Annotated in this window: 14 protein-coding genes; 5 read left to right on the top strand and 9 right to left on the bottom strand. The window is 71.6% G+C overall.

Annotated features, from left to right (window positions below; all coding sequences use genetic code 11):
- Positions 1–103: 103 nt before the first annotated feature.
- Positions 104–694 (bottom strand): GNAT family N-acetyltransferase, encoded by a 591-nt coding sequence (locus ACFCY7_RS29085; protein ID WP_376489031.1) that lies wholly within the window; start codon positions 692–694, stop codon positions 104–106.
- A 239-nt stretch (positions 695–933) separates the two neighbouring features.
- On the opposite strand from ACFCY7_RS29085, the gene secA reads away from it, so the two are divergent.
- The gene (gene secA / locus ACFCY7_RS29090) at positions 934–3741 is read left to right on the top strand and encodes a preprotein translocase subunit SecA (RefSeq protein WP_376489032.1); all 2808 of its coding nucleotides are present in this window, start codon (positions 934–936) and stop codon (positions 3739–3741) included.
- A gap of 87 nt (positions 3742–3828) precedes the next feature.
- Here the strand turns inward: secA and ACFCY7_RS29095 are convergent, their stop codons facing one another.
- The gene (locus tag ACFCY7_RS29095; RefSeq protein ID WP_376489033.1) at positions 3829–4341 is read right to left on the bottom strand and encodes an Rv3235 family protein; all 513 of its coding nucleotides are present in this window, start codon (positions 4339–4341) and stop codon (positions 3829–3831) included.
- A 275-nt stretch (positions 4342–4616) separates the two neighbouring features.
- On the opposite strand from ACFCY7_RS29095, the gene ACFCY7_RS29100 reads away from it, so the two are divergent.
- Entirely contained in the window at positions 4617–5123 is a 507-nt protein-coding gene (locus tag ACFCY7_RS29100) for a DUF6912 family protein (protein WP_376489034.1), read from the top strand.
- Between the two features lie 82 nt (positions 5124–5205).
- A complete protein-coding gene (locus ACFCY7_RS29105) occupies positions 5206–5862 on the top strand; it encodes an HAD family hydrolase (RefSeq protein ID WP_376489035.1) in 657 nt (218 codons plus the stop codon).
- Between the two features lie 39 nt (positions 5863–5901).
- Here the strand turns inward: ACFCY7_RS29105 and ACFCY7_RS29110 are convergent, their stop codons facing one another.
- On the bottom strand, positions 5902–6456 hold the full coding sequence (locus ACFCY7_RS29110; RefSeq protein WP_376489036.1) for a DJ-1/PfpI family protein: 555 nt from the start codon (positions 6454–6456) through the stop codon (positions 5902–5904).
- A 430-nt stretch (positions 6457–6886) separates the two neighbouring features.
- Here ACFCY7_RS29110 and ACFCY7_RS29115 point away from each other — a divergent pair, with 430 nt between their 5' ends.
- Positions 6887–11851 carry an NAD-glutamate dehydrogenase gene (locus tag ACFCY7_RS29115; RefSeq protein ID WP_376489037.1) on the top strand — a complete coding sequence of 1655 codons (4965 nt, stop codon included), beginning with the start codon at positions 6887–6889 and terminating at the stop codon, positions 11849–11851.
- A 69-nt stretch (positions 11852–11920) separates the two neighbouring features.
- Here ACFCY7_RS29115 and ACFCY7_RS29120 read toward each other — a convergent pair whose 3' ends face one another.
- Genes ACFCY7_RS29120 through ACFCY7_RS29130 form a run of 3 tightly spaced genes read right to left on the bottom strand, consistent with a single transcriptional unit; the run spans position 11921 to position 14986 of the window.
- Complete coding sequence (locus ACFCY7_RS29120; RefSeq protein ID WP_376489038.1) at positions 11921–13255, bottom strand: glycosyltransferase 87 family protein; 1335 nt, start codon at positions 13253–13255, stop codon at positions 11921–11923.
- Between the two features lie 26 nt (positions 13256–13281).
- Complete coding sequence (locus tag ACFCY7_RS29125; protein ID WP_376489039.1) at positions 13282–14085, bottom strand: ABC transporter ATP-binding protein; 804 nt, start codon at positions 14083–14085, stop codon at positions 13282–13284.
- Positions 14078–14986 carry an ABC transporter permease gene (locus ACFCY7_RS29130; RefSeq protein WP_376489040.1) on the bottom strand — a complete coding sequence of 303 codons (909 nt, stop codon included), beginning with the start codon at positions 14984–14986 and terminating at the stop codon, positions 14078–14080. Before ACFCY7_RS29130 ends, ACFCY7_RS29125 begins: the two co-directional genes overlap by 8 nt.
- Before the next feature lie 333 nt (positions 14987–15319).
- Between ACFCY7_RS29130 and ACFCY7_RS29135 the strand changes: the two genes are divergently transcribed.
- On the top strand, positions 15320–15919 hold the full coding sequence (locus ACFCY7_RS29135) for a TetR/AcrR family transcriptional regulator (protein ID WP_367824902.1): 600 nt from the start codon (positions 15320–15322) through the stop codon (positions 15917–15919).
- A 55-nt stretch (positions 15920–15974) separates the two neighbouring features.
- Here ACFCY7_RS29135 and ACFCY7_RS29140 read toward each other — a convergent pair whose 3' ends face one another.
- From ACFCY7_RS29140 to ACFCY7_RS29150, 3 genes are all read right to left on the bottom strand, one after another.
- Complete coding sequence (locus ACFCY7_RS29140) at positions 15975–16826, bottom strand: carbohydrate ABC transporter permease (protein WP_376489041.1); 852 nt, start codon at positions 16824–16826, stop codon at positions 15975–15977.
- A complete protein-coding gene (locus ACFCY7_RS29145; protein WP_376489042.1) occupies positions 16823–18097 on the bottom strand; it encodes a carbohydrate ABC transporter permease in 1275 nt (424 codons plus the stop codon). Before ACFCY7_RS29145 ends, ACFCY7_RS29140 begins: the two co-directional genes overlap by 4 nt.
- A gap of 263 nt (positions 18098–18360) precedes the next feature.
- On the bottom strand, positions 18361–19722 hold the full coding sequence (locus ACFCY7_RS29150; protein WP_376489043.1) for an ABC transporter substrate-binding protein: 1362 nt from the start codon (positions 19720–19722) through the stop codon (positions 18361–18363).
- Positions 19723–19837 lie beyond the last annotated feature (115 nt).

Below are 19837 nucleotides of genomic sequence, written 5' to 3' on the forward strand. Positions count from 1 at the left end.
ATTCCCGTCTGCCCCGCGGGCGACGACGGGAATGTGACGACAGGCCCTAGGGGTGTCCTGCCGACCGGCAGGGCACCGCCTGGGTGGCACCGGACGGCAGGTCCTAGGCGGCGCTGGACGGCAGGTCGCGGGCCGGGAGGTAGGGGAGGGGGCTGGGCAGGCCGAAGTCGGAGGGCAGCAGGGCGGCGATCCAGGCGTCCCTGAGCGTGCCCTTGTTGGCCAGGGCGGCGCGCTGGGCGCCCTCCATGACGAAGCCGACCCGCTCGGCCACCGCGCGCGAGCCGGCGTTGCCGACCTCGGCGCGCCACACCAGGCGGGTGCAGCCGAGGCCGGTGAAGGCCCAGTGGGCGAGGGCCCGGACGGTCTCCGTCATGTGGCCGGCGCCGCGATGTGCCGGCGCCAGCCAGTAGCCGACCTCCCAGACGCCCTGGCCGCGACTGATCAGTGAGGCCGCGGCGAGCAGCGGGCCGCCGGCGACCGGTTCGACGGCGAACGCGTACTCCGTGTCGTCGCGCCAGCCGTCCGGCGCCAGCCGCTGGACGAAGAGCTCGGCGTCCTCGCGCTTGTACGGGGAGGGGACGACGGTCCAGCGCTGGATGTCCGGGTCCTGGCAGACGGCGTACACCGCGTCGACGTCCTCGGGGACGAAGGCGCGCAGTCGGAGACGGTCCGTGGTGAGGGTGATGGGATCCATGCCGGGATTGTGGTGACCGCGCGGACCGGAAGCGAACACTTTTCGGGTGGGGCGGCACCTTCCGCCCACCTCGGGCGTTCTCTTTCCGGGCGCACGTACGGCTCCGGCACTGCGGGCCTCCCTCTGCGCGGGCGGTCTCGCTTACGATGGCCGTTACGGTGGGGACCACCTGCCGTGCCCGCGCTCGCGTCCTTCACAAGACCCAGTGCCAGGCCCGACCGGCAAGGAGACCAGCCTCAGTGTCCGTCTTCAACAAGCTCATGCGTGCAGGCGAAGGCAAGATCCTGCGCAAACTGCACCGCATCGCGGACCAGGTCAACTCCATCGAAGAGGACTTCGTCAACCTCTCCGACGCCGACCTGCGGGCGCTCACCGAGGAGTACAAGCAGCGGTACGCCGACGGCGAGAGCCTCGACGACCTGATGCCCGAGGCGTTCGCGACGGTGCGCGAGGCCGCCAAGCGCGTCCTCGGTCAGCGTCACTACGACGTCCAGCTGATGGGTGGCGCCGCGCTCCACCTCGGCTACGTCGCCGAGATGAAGACCGGTGAGGGCAAGACCCTCGTCGGTACCCTCCCGGCGTACCTCAACGCGCTGTCCGGCAAGGGCGTGCACCTGATCACGGTCAACGACTACCTGGCCGAGCGCGACTCCGAGCTGATGGGCCGGGTGCACCAGTTCCTCGGTCTGAGCATCGGCTGCATCCTCGCCAACATGACGCCGGCCCAGCGCCGCGAGCAGTACAACTGCGACATCACCTACGGCACGAACAACGAGTTCGGCTTCGACTACCTCCGCGACAACATGGCGTGGTCCAAGGACGAGCTCGTCCAGCGCGGCCACAACTTCGCCTGTGTCGACGAGGTCGACTCCATCCTCGTCGACGAGGCCCGTACGCCGCTGATCATCTCCGGTCCGGCCGACCAGGCGACCAAGTGGTACGGCGACTTCGCCAAGCTCGTCACCCGCCTCTCCAAGGGCGAGCCCGGCAACCCGCTCAAGGGCATCGAGGAGACCGGCGACTACGAGGTCGACGAGAAGAAGCGCACCGTCGCCATCCACGAGGCCGGTGTCGCCAAGGTCGAGGACTGGCTGGGCATCGACAACCTCTACGAGTCGGTGAACACCCCGCTCGTCGGTTACCTGAACAACGCCATCAAGGCGAAGGAACTGTTCAAGAAGGACAAGGACTACGTCGTCATGGACGGCGAAGTCATGATCGTCGACGAGCACACCGGCCGTATCCTCGCCGGCCGCCGCTACAACGAGGGCATGCACCAGGCGATCGAGGCGAAGGAAGGGGTGGCGATCAAGGACGAGAACCAGACCCTCGCCACGATCACCCTGCAGAACTTCTTCCGCCTGTACTCGAAGCTGTCCGGCATGACCGGTACGGCCATGACCGAGGCCGCCGAGTTCCACCAGATCTACAAGCTGGGCGTCGTCCCGATCCCGACGAACCGGCCGATGATCCGCAAGGACCAGTCCGACCTGATCTACCGGACCGAGGTCGCCAAGTTCGCCGCCGTCGTCGACGACATCGCGGAGAAGCACGAGAAGGGTCAGCCGATCCTCGTCGGCACGACCTCCGTCGAGAAGTCCGAGTACCTCTCGCAGCAGCTCTCCAAGCGCGGCGTCCAGCACGAGGTCCTCAACGCCAAGCACCACGAGCGCGAGGCCAGCATCGTCGCCCAGGCCGGCCGCCGCGGCGCCGTCACGGTCGCCACGAACATGGCCGGTCGCGGTACGGACATCAAGCTCGGCGGCAACCCGGACGACCTCGCCGAGGCCGAGCTGCGCCAGGCGGGTCTGGACCCGGTCGAGCACGTCGAGGAGTGGGCCGCGGCCCTGCCCGGCGCCCTGGAGCGTGCCGAGAAGGCCGTGAAGGCGGAGTTCGAGGAGGTCAAGGACCTCGGCGGGCTGTACGTCCTGGGCACCGAGCGCCACGAGTCCCGGCGCATCGACAACCAGCTCCGCGGCCGTTCCGGCCGTCAGGGCGACCCGGGCGAGTCCCGCTTCTACCTCTCCCTCGGCGACGACCTGATGCGCCTGTTCAAGGCGCAGATGGTCGAGCGCGTGATGGCCATGGCCAACGTGCCGGACGACGTGCCGATCGAGAACAAGATGGTCACCCGCGCCATCGCCTCCGCCCAGTCCCAGGTCGAGACCCAGAACTTCGAGACGCGCAAGAACGTCCTCAAGTACGACGAGGTCCTCAACCGGCAGCGCGAGGTCATCTACGGCGAGCGGCGCCGCGTCCTGGAGGGCGAGGACCTGCACGAGCAGATCCAGCACTTCATGGACGACACGATCGACGACTACATCCGCCAGGAGACCGCCGAGGGCTTCGCGGAGGAGTGGGACCTCGACCGTCTGTGGAACGCCTTCAAGCAGCTCTACCCGGTGAAGGTCACCGTGGAGGAGCTGGAGGACGCGGCCGGGGACCGGGCGGGCATCACCGCCGAGTTCATCGCCGAGTCGATCAAGGACGACATCCACGAGCAGTACGAGACGCGCGAGAAGCAGCTCGGCTCGGAGATCATGCGCGAGCTGGAGCGCCGCGTGGTCCTGTCCGTCCTGGACCGCAAGTGGCGCGAGCACCTCTACGAGATGGACTACCTCCAGGAGGGCATCGGCCTGCGCGCCATGGCGCAGAAGGACCCGCTGGTCGAGTACCAGCGCGAGGGCTTCGACATGTTCACCGCCATGATGGAGGGCATCAAGGAGGAGTCCGTCGGCTACCTGTTCAACCTGGAGGTCCAGGTCGAGCAGCAGGTCGAGGAGGTCCCCGTGCAGGCGAGCGCGCCCTCGCTGAGCAAGGAGGACGCCGTCCCGGCCCCCGCCGGGCGTCCGGAGATCCGCGCCAAGGGGCTCGACGCCCCGCAGCGGCCGGACCGGCTGCACTTCTCCGCGCCGACCGTCGACGGTGACGGCGGTGTCGTCGAGGGCGACTTCGCCTCCGACGACGAGGGCGACGGGATGACCCGTGCCGAGCGGCGCAAGGCGCAGAAGAACGCGGGCGGCGGCGGGCGTCGTCGCAAGAAGTGACGCCGTTCTGACGCGCTCGGTGGGCCCAGTGGCCTGAGTGGTCTTCGGTGAAGGGGTCGGTCGCCCGGTGGGCGGCCGACCCCTTCGTCATGTGCGGTGGGCCGTCGTGCCGAGGCCGTCGAGCTCCACGGCGGCGCAGCGCCAGCGCTGGTCGGCGCCGCGCTCCAGGCGGAACGCCATCGCCCGTACGCGGGGGCCGGTGGCGATCGTCGCGAAGGCCTCCACGGCCGTCCGGCCGGGGTGCACCTGGACCGAGCAGCGGCGCAGGACGGGGCGGGGGCCGAGCGACCGCAGGGGCGTCTGCGGGGCGAGGAGGACGAGCTGCTCGTACGCCTCGCCGACGGTGTGGCCGAGCATCCAGTGGACCGGTCGCTCCCCGCTGAGCACGGCGAGGAGGCGCTCGGCGAAGACGGTGTGCGGGGGGAGCGCGCGGGGCGCGGTACGGGGCGGGCCGCCCTGGGCCGGCGTACGCGGGCGGGTGCCGGCGGCTCCGTGCGGGCGGGCGCCCGCGGAGCCGCGCGGGCGCGTGCCGGCCGGGCCGCCGGGGGCCGTGCGGGGGCGCGGGGTGGGGGCGGGCGTGGTGGTGAGCGTGACGGTCATGGCGGGCCCCTGTCGTTGCGTAACCGAGTGGTACCAGTCGGTAACTTCCGTTGGGGATCTTGTACGGGGGGACTCCGGGAACCCGCAAGGAGACCGCGGCGGCGGGGCGGTCGGGAAACCGGATCACCTATCCGGGTGACGCGGCGGGAAAACGGCTCTCCGGCGGCTCGGCGGACGGGCCCCCGCGGTGGACGGGCGGCACGTTCGGCCGCCCGCCCCGAAGGGGGACTCCGCACGTATCCTGAGGGCCTCTCCGTCTACGAAAGCGGCCAGCCATGCGCGTCTACGTCCCCCTGACCCTCCCCGGTCTCGCACAGGCGCACAAGGCGGGCGAGCTGGCCCCCGGCCCGCTGACCGCCTACGCCGTCACCCCCGCGCTGCGCGAGTGGTACGTCTCCGACGACATCGAGGAGCTGGAGTACGCGGCGCTCAACCGGGCCGCGGCCGCCTCCCTGCGCCTCCTCGCGGGCCTGCCCGCCGCGCCCCGGCGCCGGATCGTCGTCGCCTTCGACGTGGCCGACAAGGACGCGGCCGCCGACCCCGACAACGGGCTCGACGCCGCCTCCATCGGCGAGGTCCGGATCACCGGGCCCGTCCCGTTCGCCAAGGCGGCGGCGGTGCACGCCGACGCGGACGACGCCGAGGCGGACGTCACCGCGGCGGCGGCCGCGCTGGGGGCGGCGGACCAGGGCGACGACGACGCCCAGTTCGTCGTCGACGGAGCCGAGGACCACGAACTGCTGTGGTTCGGGGTGCAGGAGATTCCCGGACTGCTGGGCTGACACCGCCTCTGCGCCCGTGCCCGTGCCCGTGACCTGGGGACGGGCACTCTTCGCCGTCAGGGGCGGCGGGTACCGTCTTTCCATGGGGAAGCACGGGAAACACCTGGTCTGGGACTGGAACGGCACGCTGCTCGACGACATCGACGCGGTCATCGGGGCGACGAACGCCGCCTTCGCCGAGCTCGGACTCGATTCGATCACCCTGGAGCGGTACCGCGAGCTGTACACGGTGCCGGTGCCGAAGTTCTACGAGCGGCTGATGGGGCGGCTGCCGACCGACGCGGAGTGGACCGTCATGGACGGCGCCTTCCACCGGCACTACTGGCAGCGGGCCGAGAACTGCGGGCTGACCACCGGTGCCGCGGAGCTGCTCGCGGCGCGGCAGGAGTCCGGCCTCACGCAGTCGCTGCTGTCGCTGGCGCCGCACGCCGAGCTGATACCGCTCGTCCGGCGGCACGGGATCGCCGAGCGGTTCGTACGGGTGGACGGGCGCCCCGACGCGTCCACGGACGGGAAGTCCGGGCACATGGTGCGGCACCTGGCCGCGCTGGCCGTTCCCGCGGAGCGGGTGGTCGTCATCGGCGACGCGGCGGACGACGCGGTGGCGGCGGGGCACGTGGGGGCGAAGGCGGTGCTGTACACCGGGGGGTCGCACAGTCGGGCGTCGTTGGCGCGGGTGGGGGTGCCGGTGGTGGATTCGCTGGAGGAGGCGGTGGCTGTGGCGGAGGGGCTGGTGTAGGTCCTTCGCCACAGCCCCTCGGCCACCGCCTCTCGTCCCTCAGCCCTTGGTGCGGAGGATCTTGAGGAATTCGCGCATCCAGGTGGGGTGGTCGGGCCAGGCGCGGGAGGAGACGAGGAGGCCGTCGACGACGGCGGCGGAGTCCTGGAAGGTGGCGCCGGCGGCCTGCATGTCGAGTTCGAGGGCGGGGTAGGCGGTGACGTGGCGGCCTTCGAGGCTGCCGACCGCGGCCGTGAGGAGCGGGCCGTGGCAGATCTGGGCGACGGGCTTGTCGGCGTCGAAGAAGGCCTTGAGGATCTTGCGGAGCTCGGGGTCGTTGCGCAGGTACTCGGGGGCGCGGCCGCCCGGGATCACCACCGCGACGTACGCGCCGGGGTCGACCTCGGAGAAGGCCAGGTCGGCGGGCCAGGTGTAGCCGGGCTTCTCGGTGTACGTGTCGAATCCGGGCTCGAAGTCGTGGACGACGAACCTCAGCGTCTTGCGGGCCGGGGCGGCGATGTCGACCTCGTAGCCCTCCTCCAGAAGCCGCTGGTAGGGGTACATCACCTCCAGGGACTCCGCCGCGTCCCCGGTCACGATCAGGATCTTCGCCATGGCTCTCCCAGGTCACAGATGGTCGGTCTGTCGTGCTGTGCCCATGCTTGCGCACACGGTGCCCCCGACGGGCCTGTTTGCCAAGAGGACACGTGTCGCTGTCCATAACGTCAAACTTCGCCCGCTCTTTTGTACGCATACGGCTCATGACGGTTCCGGGGGCGAGGGCGATAGGCTTTTGCCGTGATCAGCGCGATACGCCGTGGGGGCAGCGAAGCCCCCGGCTGCCGCCCGGTCCGCGACAGCGGCCGGGTCGACCGTGCGTTCGCCGATCCCTCCCGTCCGGACGTGCCGCGTTCCGTGGCCGATAACGATCCGGGCATCTCTCATCCGGGCATAACGTCGTCTTCGACCGGAATCACCGCGTCGTGGCGTTGTGCCCTTTCTTCCACCGACGTCACGCAACGGCGCGCGACAGGAGTCAGAGGACATGCAGACCAAGCTGGACGAAGCAAAGGCCGAGCTGCTCGAGAGGGCCGCCCGGGTAGCTGAGCACAGCCCGGTCGGGGGGCGACTTCCGACGGGTCCGGAGGGTGCGAAGCGCCCCGACCGGGACACGGTGCTCGACTACCTCCAGCGCTACTACCTGCACACCGCGCCCGAGGACCTCACCGACCGGGACCCGGTCGACGTGTTCGGCGCCGCGCTCTCTCACTACCGGCTCGCGGAGAACCGCCCGCAGGGCACCGCGAACGTGCGCGTCCACACCCCGACGGTGGAGGAGAACGGCTGGACGAGCAGCCACTCCGTCGTCGAGGTCGTCACCGACGACATGCCCTTCCTCGTCGACTCGGTGACCAACGAGCTGTCCCGCCAGGGCCGCGGCATCCACGTCGTGATCCACCCGCAGGTCCTGGTCCGCCGTGACGTCACCGGCCGGCTCATCGAGGTCCTGTCGAACCAGGTCGACGGCGAGCTGCCGCACGACGCGCTCAACGAGTCGTGGATCCACGTCGAGATCGACCGCGAGACCGACCGCGCCGACCTCAAGCAGATCACCACCGACCTGCTGCGCGTCCTGTCCGACGTCCGCGAGACGGTCGAGGACTGGGAGAAGATGCGCGACGCCGCGCTGCGCATCGCCGAGGGGCTCCCCGGCGAGCCCACCGCCTCCGACCTGCGGCCGACCGAGGTGGAGGAGGCCCGCGAGCTGCTGCGCTGGCTCGCCGACGACCACTTCACCTTCCTCGGCTACCGCGAGTACGAGCTCGTCAACGGCGACGCCCTGACCGCCGTGCCCGGCACCGGCCTCGGCATCCTGCGCTCCGACCCGCAGCACGGCGGCGACGACGAGGGCCACCACGCCCACCCCGTCTCGCCCTCCTTCAGCCGGCTGCCCGCCGACGCCCGCGCCAAGGCGCGCGAGCACAAGCTGCTGATCCTGACGAAGGCCAACAGCCGGGCGACCGTGCACCGCCCCTCGTACCTCGACTACGTCGGTGTGAAGAAGTTCGACGCCGACGGCAACGTCATCGGCGAGCGCCGCTTCCTCGGCCTGTTCTCGTCCGCCGCGTACACCGAGTCCGTCCGCCGGGTCCCGGTCGTCAAGCGCAAGGTCCAGGAGGTCCTCGCGGGCGCCGGCTTCTCGCCGAACAGCCACGACGGCCGCGACCTGCTCCAGATCCTGGAGACCTACCCGCGCGACGAGCTGTTCCAGACCCCGGTCGACCAGCTCCAGTCCATCGTCACCAGCGTCCTGTACCTGCAGGAGCGGCGCCGGCTGCGGCTCTACCTGCGCCAGGACGAGTACGGCCGCTACTACTCGGCCCTCGTCTACCTGCCGCGCGACCGCTACACGACCCGCGTCCGGCTGCGGATCATCGACATCCTGAAGGAGGAGCTCGACGGCACCAGCGTCGACTTCACCGCCTGGAACACCGAGTCGATCCTCTCCCGGCTGCACTTCGTCGTCCGGGTGAAGCCGGGCACCGAGCTCGCCAAGCTCACCGACGCCGACGTCGACCGCATCGAGACCCGGCTCGTCGAGGCCACCCGCTCCTGGGCCGACGGCTTCGGCGAGGCGCTGAACGCCGAGTGCGGCGAGGAGCGCGCCGCCGAGCTGCTGCGCCGCTACGGCAACGCCTTCCCCGACGGCTACAAGGCGGACCACTCGCCGCGCGCGGCCGTCGCCGACCTGGTCCACCTGGAGACCCTCGCCGGCAGCGGCAAGGACTTCGCGCTCTCGCTCTACGAGCCGGTCGTCGCGGGCCCCGGCGAGCGCCGCTTCAAGATCTACAAGACCGGCGACCCGATCTCCCTCTCCGCCGTCCTCCCGGTCCTCAACCGGCTCGGCGTCGAGGTCACCGACGAGCGCCCGTACGAGCTCCGCTGCTCCGACCGCAGCCACGCCTGGATCTACGACTTCGGTCTGCGGATGCCGGCCCCGACCGGCAACGGCGGCGACTACGTCGGCGGCGACGCCCGCGAGCGCTTCCAGGAGGCCTTCTCCGCCACCTGGACCGGCCTGGCCGAGAACGACAACTTCAACTCGCTCGTCCTCTCCGCCGGGCTGACCTGGCGCGAGGCGATGGTGCTGCGCGCCTACGCCAAGTACCTGCGCCAGGCCGGTGCGACGTTCAGCCAGGACTACATGGAGGACACCCTCCGCAACAACGTCCACACCACGCGGCTGCTCGTCTCCCTGTTCGAGGCCCGGATGGCCCCGGAGCGCCAGCGCGCCGGCACCGAGCTGATCGACGGCATCCTGGAGGAGCTCGACGGCGCCCTCGACCAGGTCGCGAGCCTGGACGAGGACCGCATCCTGCGCTCCTTCCTCACCGTCATCAAGGCCACGCTGCGGACCAACTTCTTCCAGAAGTCGGTCGACGGCGCCCCGCACTCCTACGTGTCGATGAAGTTCGACCCGCAGGTCATCCCCGACCTGCCCGCCCCGCGCCCCGCCTTCGAGATCTGGGTGTACTCGCCCCGCGTCGAGGGCGTCCACCTGCGCTTCGGCAAGGTCGCCCGAGGCGGCCTGCGCTGGTCCGACCGCCGTGAGGACTTCCGTACGGAGATCCTCGGCCTGGTCAAGGCGCAGATGGTGAAGAACACCGTCATCGTGCCCGTCGGCGCCAAGGGCGGCTTCGTCGCCAAGCAGCTCCCGGACCCGTCCGTGGACCGCGACGCCTGGCTGGCCGAGGGCATCGCCTCGTACAAGACGTTCATCTCGGCGCTGCTCGACATCACCGACAACCTGGTCGCGGGCGAGGTCGTGCCGCCGGCCGACGTGGTCCGCCACGACGAGGACGACACCTACCTGGTCGTCGCCGCCGACAAGGGCACCGCCACCTTCTCCGACATCGCCAACGGGGTCGCCGAGGACTACGGCTTCTGGCTCGGCGACGCCTTCGCCTCCGGCGGCTCGGCCGGCTACGACCACAAGGGCATGGGCATCACCGCCCGCGGTGCCTGGGAGTCCGTCAAGCGCCACTTCCGCGAGCTGGGCCACGACACCCAGACCCAGGACTTCACGGTCGTCGGCGTCGGCGACATGTCCGGCGACGTCTTCGGCAACGGCATGCTGCTGAGCGAGCACATCCGGCTCGTGGCCGCCTTCGACCACCGGCACATCTTCATCGACCCGAACCCGGACGCGGCCGCCTCGTACGCCGAGCGCCGCCGCCTCTTCGAGCTGCCCCGCTCGTCCTGGGCCGACTACGACCCGGCGCTGCTCTCCGCGGGCGGTGGCATCCACCCCCGCAGCGCCAAGTCCATCCCGGTCAACGCGCAGGTCAGGGCCGCCCTCGGCATCGAGGACGGGGTCACCAAGATGACTCCGGCCGAGCTGATGAAGGCCGTCCTGCACGCGCCGGTCGACCTGCTGTGGAACGGCGGCATCGGCACGTACGTCAAGTCGTCGGCCGAGTCCAACGCCGACGTCGGCGACAAGGCCAACGACGCCATCCGCGTCGACGGCCAGGACGTCCGCGCCCAGGTCATCGGCGAGGGCGGCAACCTCGGTGCGACCCAGCTCGGCCGTATCGAGTTCGCCCGCACCGGCGGCCCCGAGGGCCAGGGCGGCAAGGTCAACACCGACGCGATCGACAACAGCGCCGGCGTCGACACCTCCGACCACGAGGTCAACATCAAGATCCTGCTCAACGGGCTCGTCGCCGAGGGCGACATGACCGTCAAGCAGCGCAACAAGATCCTCGCGGAGATGACGGACGAGGTCGGCGCGCTCGTCCTGCGCAACAACTACGCGCAGAACACCGCCCTCGCCAACGCCGTCGCCCAGTCGCCGTCGCTGCTCCACGCCCACCAGCGGTTCATGCGCCGCCTGGGCCGCGACGGCAGCCTCGACCGCTCGCTGGAGTTCCTGCCCAGCGACCGGCAGGTCCGCGACCTGCTCAACAACGCCCGCGGCCTGAGCCAGCCGGAGCTCGCCGTCCTCCTCGCGTACACCAAGATCACGGTGGCCGACGAGCTGATCGGCACGGAGCTCCCGGACGACCCGTACCTGCGCGGACTGCTCCACGCGTACTTCCCGACGCTGCTGCGCGAGAAGTTCACCGAGGCCGTCGACAACCACGCCCTGCGCCGCGAGATCATCACGACCGTCCTGGTCAACGACACCGTCAACACCGGTGGCTCGACCTTCCTGCACCGCCTCCGCGAGGAGACCGGCGCGTCGATCGAGGAGATCGTGCGGGCGCAGACCGCCGCCCGTGCCGTCTTCCGGCTCGGGCAGGTCTGGGACGCCGTCGAGGGCCTGGACAACCAGGTGCCGGCCGAGGTGCAGACCCAGATGCGGCTGCACTCCCGCCGGCTCGTCGAGCGCGGCACGCGCTGGCTGCTCAACAACCGGCCGCAGCCGCTCCGGATCGGCGAGACCATCGAGTTCTTCGCCGAGCGCGTCGAGGAGGTCTGGGCGCAGCTGCCGCAGCTGCTGCGCGGCTCGGACCTGGAGTGGTACCAGTCGATCCTGGAGGAGCTGACCGGGTTCGGCGTGCCGGAGGAGCTCGCGCTGCGGGTCGCCGGCTTCTCGTCGGCCTTCCCGATCCTCGACGTCGTCGCCATCGCGGACCGGATGGGCAAGGAGCCGCTGGCGGTCGCCGAGGTCTACTACGACCTGGCGGACCGGCTGCGGATCACCGACCTGATGGACCGGATCATCGAGCTGCCGCGCGCCGACCGGTGGCAGTCGATGGCCCGCGCCTCGATCCGCGAGGACCTCTTCGCGGCGCACGCGGCGCTGACCGCGGACGTCCTGACCGTGGGCAACGGCACCACGAGCCCCGAGGAGCGGTTCAAGGCCTGGGAGGAGAAGAACGCGGCGATCCTGGGCCGCGCGCGGACGACCCTGGAGGAGATCCAGGGCTCGGACACCTTCGACCTGGCGAACCTGTCGGTCGCGATGCGGACGATGCGCACGCTGCTCCGTACGCACAGCTAGTCGTGTGACGACAGGGAAGGGCCCCGCCGGTGTTCCGGCGGGGCCCTTCCCCGTGTCCGCGGGCACCGCTCAGGCGGCCTGCTCGGGGGGCCCGGCGACCGTCGAGGTCCACAGGCGGCGGGCGGCGAGCAGGGTGGCGGCGAGGAGGAGGCCGTTGCGGAGGACCATGACCGCGAGTCCGGTGGGGGTGCCGGCGACGACGTCGAGGTAGAGGACGGGGTACGCGAGCGAGCTCAGCGCGGCGGCCGGGAGGAGCAGCAGGGCCACCGGGCGCATCACCGTGTGGCGGGAGGTCAGGCAGACGGCGGCGAGTCCGAGGAGCCAGATCATGTACTGGGGGCTGATCACCCGGCTGGTGGTGGTGAAGAGCAGGACGGCGGCGAAGGCCGCGTCGAGCGGGGTGGCCGGGGTCCAGCGGTGGGCCCGGAGACGCCAGAGGAGCAGCCAGCCGAAGGCGGCGACGGTGAGCAGCAGGGCGGCGTGGCCGAGGCTGGAGACGTACGGGCCGACGTATTCGAAGGCGCCGTAGCGGAACTCGACGTCGCCCGGCCAGATGCCGGCCGCCCGGGCCAGCGCGAGGCCCGTGCCGCCGAGGGACTCGATCTGGATGCCCCGGTTGCCCTGCTGGCGCAGGAAGCCGAGGGACTCGGAGAAGAACAGCGCGAGGGTGGCGAGGAGCGCGAGGGCGGTGACGACGGCCGCGGTCCAGGCCTCCCGGGTGGTACGGCCCCGGGGGGTGCCGATCAGGGCGAGCGCCGGCCAGACCTTCACCATCGCGCCGATCCCGGCGAGCGCCCCGCCGAGCTGGTGGGCTGCGGTGGAGCGGGCACCCAGGGCGAGGAGCGCGAGGACGGCGAGGGCGGTGGTCTGGACGTCGTACCGGGCGAGCGGCAGGTGCAGGAGGAGCGGGAGGCCGCAGACCCAGATCCAGGCGCCGTGGGTGAGGCGTGCGCTGTCCGCGCGGGCGAGGGCGAGCGTGACGACCGCGTCGGCGAGCAGGGTGAGGGCGACGAACGCCTGGAAGTACGTGAGCCACGGGAGGGCGCCGGGCGACATGATCACGAGTCCGGCGCCGGGCGGGTACTGCCAGGTGGCGTCGCCGGGCGGGAAGGTGCCTTCGGTGAACTGCCCGTACCAGTGCTGGTAGAGGGCGACCTCGCGGCCCACCCCGCCGATGCCGAGGTCGTCGCGTCGCAGCAGCAGGAGCATGCCGGCCCGGGTGAGGAGCCAGACGGCGGCGAGGGCGAGGTAGGGGCCGCGGCCGACGGTGACGAAGGTGGCGGAGGTGAAGGTGTCCGAGTCGAAGGGCGACCCGGTCAGGGCGGTGGGTTCGCTCCCGGTCCGGGGCTTGGCGGGGGACTCGCCTCCGGGCCGGGGCGGCGACTGGGGGTGATCGTTCGTCATCCCACCGCACTTTAGACCGTAATGTCTTAATTGTTCGTCGTCTTCGCGCCCGGTTCGGCCGCGAACTCCTCGTACGCCGCCACCACCTCCTTCGCCGGGCCGTCCATCCGCAGCGTGCCCGCCTCCAGCCACAGCGCCCGCTCGCAGGTCTCCGTGATGGTGGAGTTCGAGTGGCTGACCAGGAAGACGGTGCCGGCCTCCGCCCGCAGCTCGTCGATCCGCCGCTGGCTGCGGCGGCGGAAGCGCGCGTCGCCCGTCGACAGGGCCTCGTCGATCAGCAGCACGTCGTGGCTCCGTGCGGCGGCGATGGAGAAGCGCAGCCGGGCGCCCATCCCGGAGGAGTACGTCCGCATCGGGCGGGAGATCGCGTCGTCCTTCTCGTTGATCCCGGAGAAGTCCACGATGTCGTCGTAGCGTTCGCGCACCTCGGCGCGGCTCATGCCCATCGCGAGGCCGCCCAGGACCACGTTCCGCTCGCCCGTCAGATCGCCCATCAGGGCCGCGTTGACGCCGAGGAGGGAGGGCCTGCCGTGGGTGTAGATCCGGCCCTCGTCGACGGGCTGGAGGCCCGCGATGGCCTTCAGGAGGGTCGATTTCCCACTTCCGTTCGAACCGATCAGGCCAATCGCCTCGCCCCGGTACGCGACGAAGTCGACCCCGCGGACGGCGTGGACCCGGCGGCCGGCCGGAGCCGTACGGCCGCGCCGCAGCATCCGGTCGAGGGCGGCGGTGGCGCTGCCCCGGCCGACTCCGCCGGTGCCTCCGGCGACGGTGTAGGTGATGTGGACGCCGTCGGCCACGACGGTGGGGGTCCGCTCGGTGTCAGCCACGGCCGTACGTCTCCTCCGCCTTCCAGAACCAGATGAAACCGCCGCCGAACGCGAGCAGGGCCCAGCCGGCGGCGAGTCCCCAGACGTGCGGCGGCAGCTGCGCCGCCGTGTGGCTCCTGATCAGGGCGAACCGCATGAGGTCGATGTAGACCGCCGCCGGGTTGCACTGGAGGGCCAGCACCACGCCGTGCGGGAAGCGCCCGCCGCTCGCCAGGTTCTGGATCGACCACATCGCGCCCGACGCGTACATCCAGGTGCGGAGCACGAACGGCATCAGCTGGCTGATGTCCGGGGTGCGGGCGGCGAGCCGGGCCAGGACGAGCGCCACGCCCGTGTTGAACAGGGCCTGGCAGGCGAGCGCGGGGACGGCGAGCAGCCAGCTCCAGGTGGGGAACTCGCCGAACGAGAACAGGATCACGACCAGCGCCGCGAGCGAGAGCAGCAGCTGCTGGAGCTGCTGGAGCGCGAGCGAGATCGGCAGGCTCGCGCGCGGGAAGTGCAGCGCGCGGACCAGCCCCAGGTTGCCGCTGATCGCCCGGGTGCCGGCCATGACCGTGTCGGAGGTGAACGTCCACACGAAGATGCCGGTGATCAGGAAGGGCACGTAGTCCGGGACGCCGTGCTTGGCGTTCATCAGGACGCCGAAGATCGCGTAGTACACGGCCGCGTTGAGCAGCGGGGTCATCACCTGCCAGACCTGGCCGAGGCGGGCCTGGCTGTACTGGGCGGTCAGGCGGGCGGTCGCGAACGCGGCGATGAAGTCGCGGCGGGACCAGAGCTGCCGGACGTACGCGGGCAGCGAGGGGCGGGCCCCGCTCACGGTGAGGCCGTGGCGGAGGGCGAGCGCGCGCAGGTCCTCCTCGGAGGCCTGCGGCCTGGGTGGTGCGAGGGTCGTGGTCACGGGCGGGCGCTTTCGGCGAGGGGGCGGGGGCGCTTCCGGTGGGGGAGGTGCGGTCGGGGCGCGTCCGGGGGGCGTGCCGTGTGGGGTCGATGTCCGGCGGAGGTGCCGTGTGGGGCCGACGCCCGGTGGAGGAGCCGTTTCGGGCTGCTTGCCGTGCGCGGGGCCTTGTGGGGCCCGCTTCCGGGGGCGTGCCGAGTGGGCCGCTTCCGGTGGGCGTGCCGGTCGGTGGTGACGACGGGACGGGTCCGTATCGTCGCTACGGGGAGAGTAGGACGAATCGACGTCGGAACGCAACCGTATCGTCGTAACGTGGTCGTTGGTTAGGATGCCGTCATGACCGATCCGACCCCCCGCCGCGCCCCCGCCGGAGCCGCCGTACTGCGCGAGGACGTGACCGAGGCCATCCGCGCCGCCGTCTTCGAGGAGCTCGCGACCGTCGGGTTCGCCCGGATGTCCATCGAGGGCATCGCGCGCCGCGCGGGAGTCGGCAAGACCGCCGTCTACCGGCGCTGGAAGTCGAAGCTCGCCCTCGTCCTCGACCTCGTCGGGGCCTTCGCCGCCCAGGGCCTGCCCGCGCCCGACACCGGCTCCCTCCACGGCGACGTGCGCGCGCTCCTCGAAGTGGCCTCGCACGCGCTGCGCCACCCGGTCGCCTCGCAGGTCATCCCCGACCTGCTCGTCGAGGCCGCCCGGCACCCCGAGATCGCCGAGACCGTGAAGTCCACGCTGCTCGACGGCCAGCAGGGCGTGGTCACCCGGATCGTCCGCGAGGCCGTCGCCCGCGGCGAACTCCCCGAGGGCGCCGACCCCGCCCGCGCCCTCGACCTGATCGTCGGCCCCCTCTACTGGCGGCTCGTCGTCGTCCGCACGCCCCTTCCGCCGGGATACGCGGACGACCTCGCGCGCGCGGCGGTGGCGGCCCTCCGGGCCTGAGGCGAGGCGTGCCGGCCGGGCGGCGGCCCGCGGTCGGCGGGCGCCCGCTCGGCGGCTACTTCACCGCGCCCGCCATCACCCCCGACGCGAACTGGCGCTGGAAGGCGAAGAACACCAGCAGCGGCACCACCATCGACACGAACGCGCCCGGCGCGAGCACGTCCACGTTGTTGCCGAACTGCCGGACCTGCTGCTGGAGCGCCACCGTGATCGGGGGCGACTGCGAGTCCGCGAAGATCAGCGCGATCAGCATGTCGTTCCAGACCCACAGGAACTGGAAGATCCCCAGCGAGGCGATGGCCGGACCGCCGAGCGGCAGCACCACCCGGGTGAAGAGGCGTATCTCGCCCGCCCCGTCGAGCCGCGCCGCCTCCAGGAGCTCGCGCGGGATCTCCGCGAAGAAGTTCCGCAGCAGGAAGATCGCGAACGGCAGGCCGAAGGCCGTGTGGAAGAGGACGACCCCGAGCGTCGTCTCGAAGAGCCCGACCGCCCCGAACAGCTTCGACACCGGGACCAGGGCGACCTGCACCGGGACCACGAGCAGGGCGACCACTCCCAGGAACCACCAGTCCCGGCCGGGGAACTCCAGCCACGCGAACGCGTACCCGGCGAAGGAGCCGAGGGCGAGGACGAGGAGCGTCGACGGAACGGTGATCAGGACGGTGGAGACGAGGGAGCCGGTGATCGTCTCGTTCGCCAGGAGGTGCGCGTAGTTCTCGGTGGTCAGTCGGGCAGGGGCCGTGAACACCCGCCACCAGCCGCTCGCCGCGATGTCCGAGGGCGAGCGGAGCGACGAGACCAGCAGCCCGACCGTGGGCAGCAGCCAGAACAGGGCGGCCAGGACGAGGAAGACCCGGACCGCGCCGGAGGCCGCCTTGGCCGCGGCCTTGGAGGCGAGCGACGTCATCGGCGGGTCTCCCTTCGCATGCGGCGGATGTTGACCGCCATCACCGGCAGCACGAGCAGCAGCAGGACGACCGCGATCGCCGAGCCCACCCCGAGGTCCGCGTCCGTGCCGAACGACGAGCGGTACAGCTGGAGCGCCAGCACGTTCGCGTCGTCCTGGGCCGAGCCCGGCGCGATGACGAAGACCAGGTCGAAGACCTTGAGCACGTTGATCATCAGCGTGACGAGGACGACCGCGAGGACCGGTGCCAGGAGCGGGACCGTGATCCGGCGGAACACCTGCCACTCGTTCGCCCCGTCCACCCGCGCCGCTTCGAGCAGCTCGCGCGGCACGGCCGCCAGCCCGGCCCCGATCAGCACCATGGCGAACCCGGCCCACATCCACACGTACGCCCCGATGACGGCCGGCGTCACGAGCGAGGGCCCCAGCCACTCCACGCCGTCGTACTGCTCGCGGAAGTTGCTCGCGGGCAGCCGCAGCACGGCCCCGTCGGCGCGGTCGGCGGGCAGCGTGAAGGTGCCGTCGGCCGCCGCCGTGGCCGTGGCGACCACCCTGCCCTCCCGTACCGCCTCGATCCGCAGCCCCGCCAGGCCGAGTTCGGCCGGGTCGACCGCGTTCGGCCGCCCGCCGCCGCCCCGGGTGAAGTCCAGCCACGCCGTCCCGGCGATCCGGCCGGGACCGCCCGCCCCCGCGGCCGGCTCGCGCGCCGGACGGGCCTCCTCCGGCATGCGCCCCGGAGCCACCCCGATCAGCGGCAGCCGTACGGGCTCCCCGGCGCGGACCGGCTCCTTGGTGACGAACGCGCCGCCGCCCGCCGCCTTCAGCGGGTGCACGGGCAGCGGCCGGGCGCGCGGGAAGCCGGACGCCTCGGCGAACGTGTCGTGGACCCCGACCCAGACCGCGTTGGCGATCCCGCGGTCCGGGTCCTGCTCGTAGACGAGCCGGAAGATGATCCCGGCGGCGAGCATCGAGATCGCCATCGGCATGAAGACGACCAGCTTGAACGCCGTGCCCCAGCGGACCCGTTCGGTGAGCACCGCGAAGACCAGACCGAGCGCCGTGGCGACGGCGGGCGCGACGACCAGCCAGACCAGGTTGTTGCGGACGGCGGTACGGAGCGAGTCGTCGGTGACCAGCGCGAGGTAGTTGTCCAGGCCGACGAACGACGTGTCGGCCCGGTCGAAGAGGGAGCGCCGGACCGAGTACCCGATCGGGTAGACGACCAGCGCGCCGAGCAGCAGCAGGGCCGGGAGCAGGAACCCCGCCGCCACGGCCCGCTGCCGGGTGCCGGTCCGGGTGCCGGAACGTGCGCCGGTCCGGGTGCCGGAACGTGCGCCGGTCCGTGAGCCGGAACGTGTGCCGGTCCGTGAGCCGGAACGTGTGCCGGTCCGTGAGCCGGCGCCGGGCCGTGAGTCGGCGCCGGGCCGTGCGGGCGTCTTCGCGTCACTGGAGCCACTGGAGCCACTGGACCCACTGGACCCACTGGACCCACTGGACCCACTGGAGCCGCGAACGGCCTTCGGCATGGCGGGCCTCAGCTCTTCGCGGCGGTCCGGTACGCCTTGGCCGCGTCCGCCTCCAGCCGCGCCTGGGTCCCGGCCACGTCCTTCGGGTTCTTCAGGAAGTCCTGGAGCGCCTTCCACTCGCCCTTGCCGGGAGTGCCGCCGAACGACTGCGGCATCTGGTCCGACATGTCGAAGCGGAAGTCGTCGCCGGCGCCGATGAGCGCCTTCGCGATCTCGCGCTGGACGTCGTTCGGGTACGCGGCCGGGTCCAGGTTCTTGTTGGGGGAGAGGAAGCCGCCCTCCGCCGCCCAGATCCTGGCCGCGTCAGGGGAGGCGAGGAACGCGAGCAGCGCCTGCGCGCCCTTGGTGTCCTTGAGAGCGACGGCCGCGTCGCCGGCCGTCACCACGGGGGCCGCGCCCGAGCCGACCGCGGGGAACGGGAAGACCTTCGCGTCCGTGCCGATCTTCGCCTGCGTCTGGGCGATGTTGACGGCGGCGAAGTCGCCCTCGAAGACCATCGCCCCCTTGGGCTGGTCGCCGCCGGTGAACGTCTGGGTGACCGAGACCGGGTACTCCGTCTGCAGCGCGCCGTTCGTCCCGCCGGCGATCAGCGCCGGCTTGCCGAACAGCTCCCCGAGCGTGGTGAGGGCCGCGGCGACGGACGGGTCCGTCCACTTCAGGGTGTGCTTCGCCAGCTGGTCGTACTTGGCCGGGCCCGCCTGGGAGAGGTAGATGTTCTCGAACCAGTCGGTGAGGGTCCAGCCGTCCGCGCCGCCCACCGAGACCGGGGTGACGCCGGAGGCCGAGATCGTCTCGGCGGTGGCGAGGAAGTCCTTCCAGGTCTTCGGCTCGGACGCGCCGGCGTTCTCGAAGACGGCGGTGTTGTACCAGACCAGGGACTTGTTGGCGGCCTTGAAGTACACCCCGTACTGGGTGCCGTCCACCGCGCCGAGCTCCTGCCAGCCGCGGGTGTAGTTCGCGGCCAGGGCGGCCTCGGTCTCGGGGCCGACCGGCTTGAGCCACTTCTGGGCGGCGGCCTGCTGGATCGCGCCCACCTGCGGGAGCATCGCCACGTCGGGCGGCGAGCCGCCGGCGATCTTCGTGCCGAGGAAGTTCACGATCGGGTCCTGGGCGGGAACGAACGTGACCTTCGCTCCGGTCCGCTTCTCGAACTCCCGTAAGACCTTGGTGAAGTTCTCCTGCTCGGGGCCCGTCCAGACCGCCGCGACCTCGATCCGCTCGCCCTTGAGCGGCAGTTCACCGCCGGCCGTCGGCCCCGGCTTCTCGCCTGCGTCGCCGCCCCCGCCGCAGGCCGCGAGGGCCAGCGCGGTGAGCGCCGTGAACACCGCCATGTGCACTGCGGCCTTGCGTGGACGAAGAGTTGTACGCATCGCTGCCCCGTCTCTCCCGTGCGCGTCGCTGTCCCGTGCCGACAGGTCTACGCCGGGCGACGGGGCCCCGCAATACCGCCTTCCGTGTCAAGTGGGCGATCGTTGCCGCCTCGTG

This window comes from Streptomyces sp. NPDC056361 (genome assembly GCF_042262805.1).
Classification (GTDB): domain Bacteria; phylum Actinomycetota; class Actinomycetes; order Streptomycetales; family Streptomycetaceae; genus Streptomyces.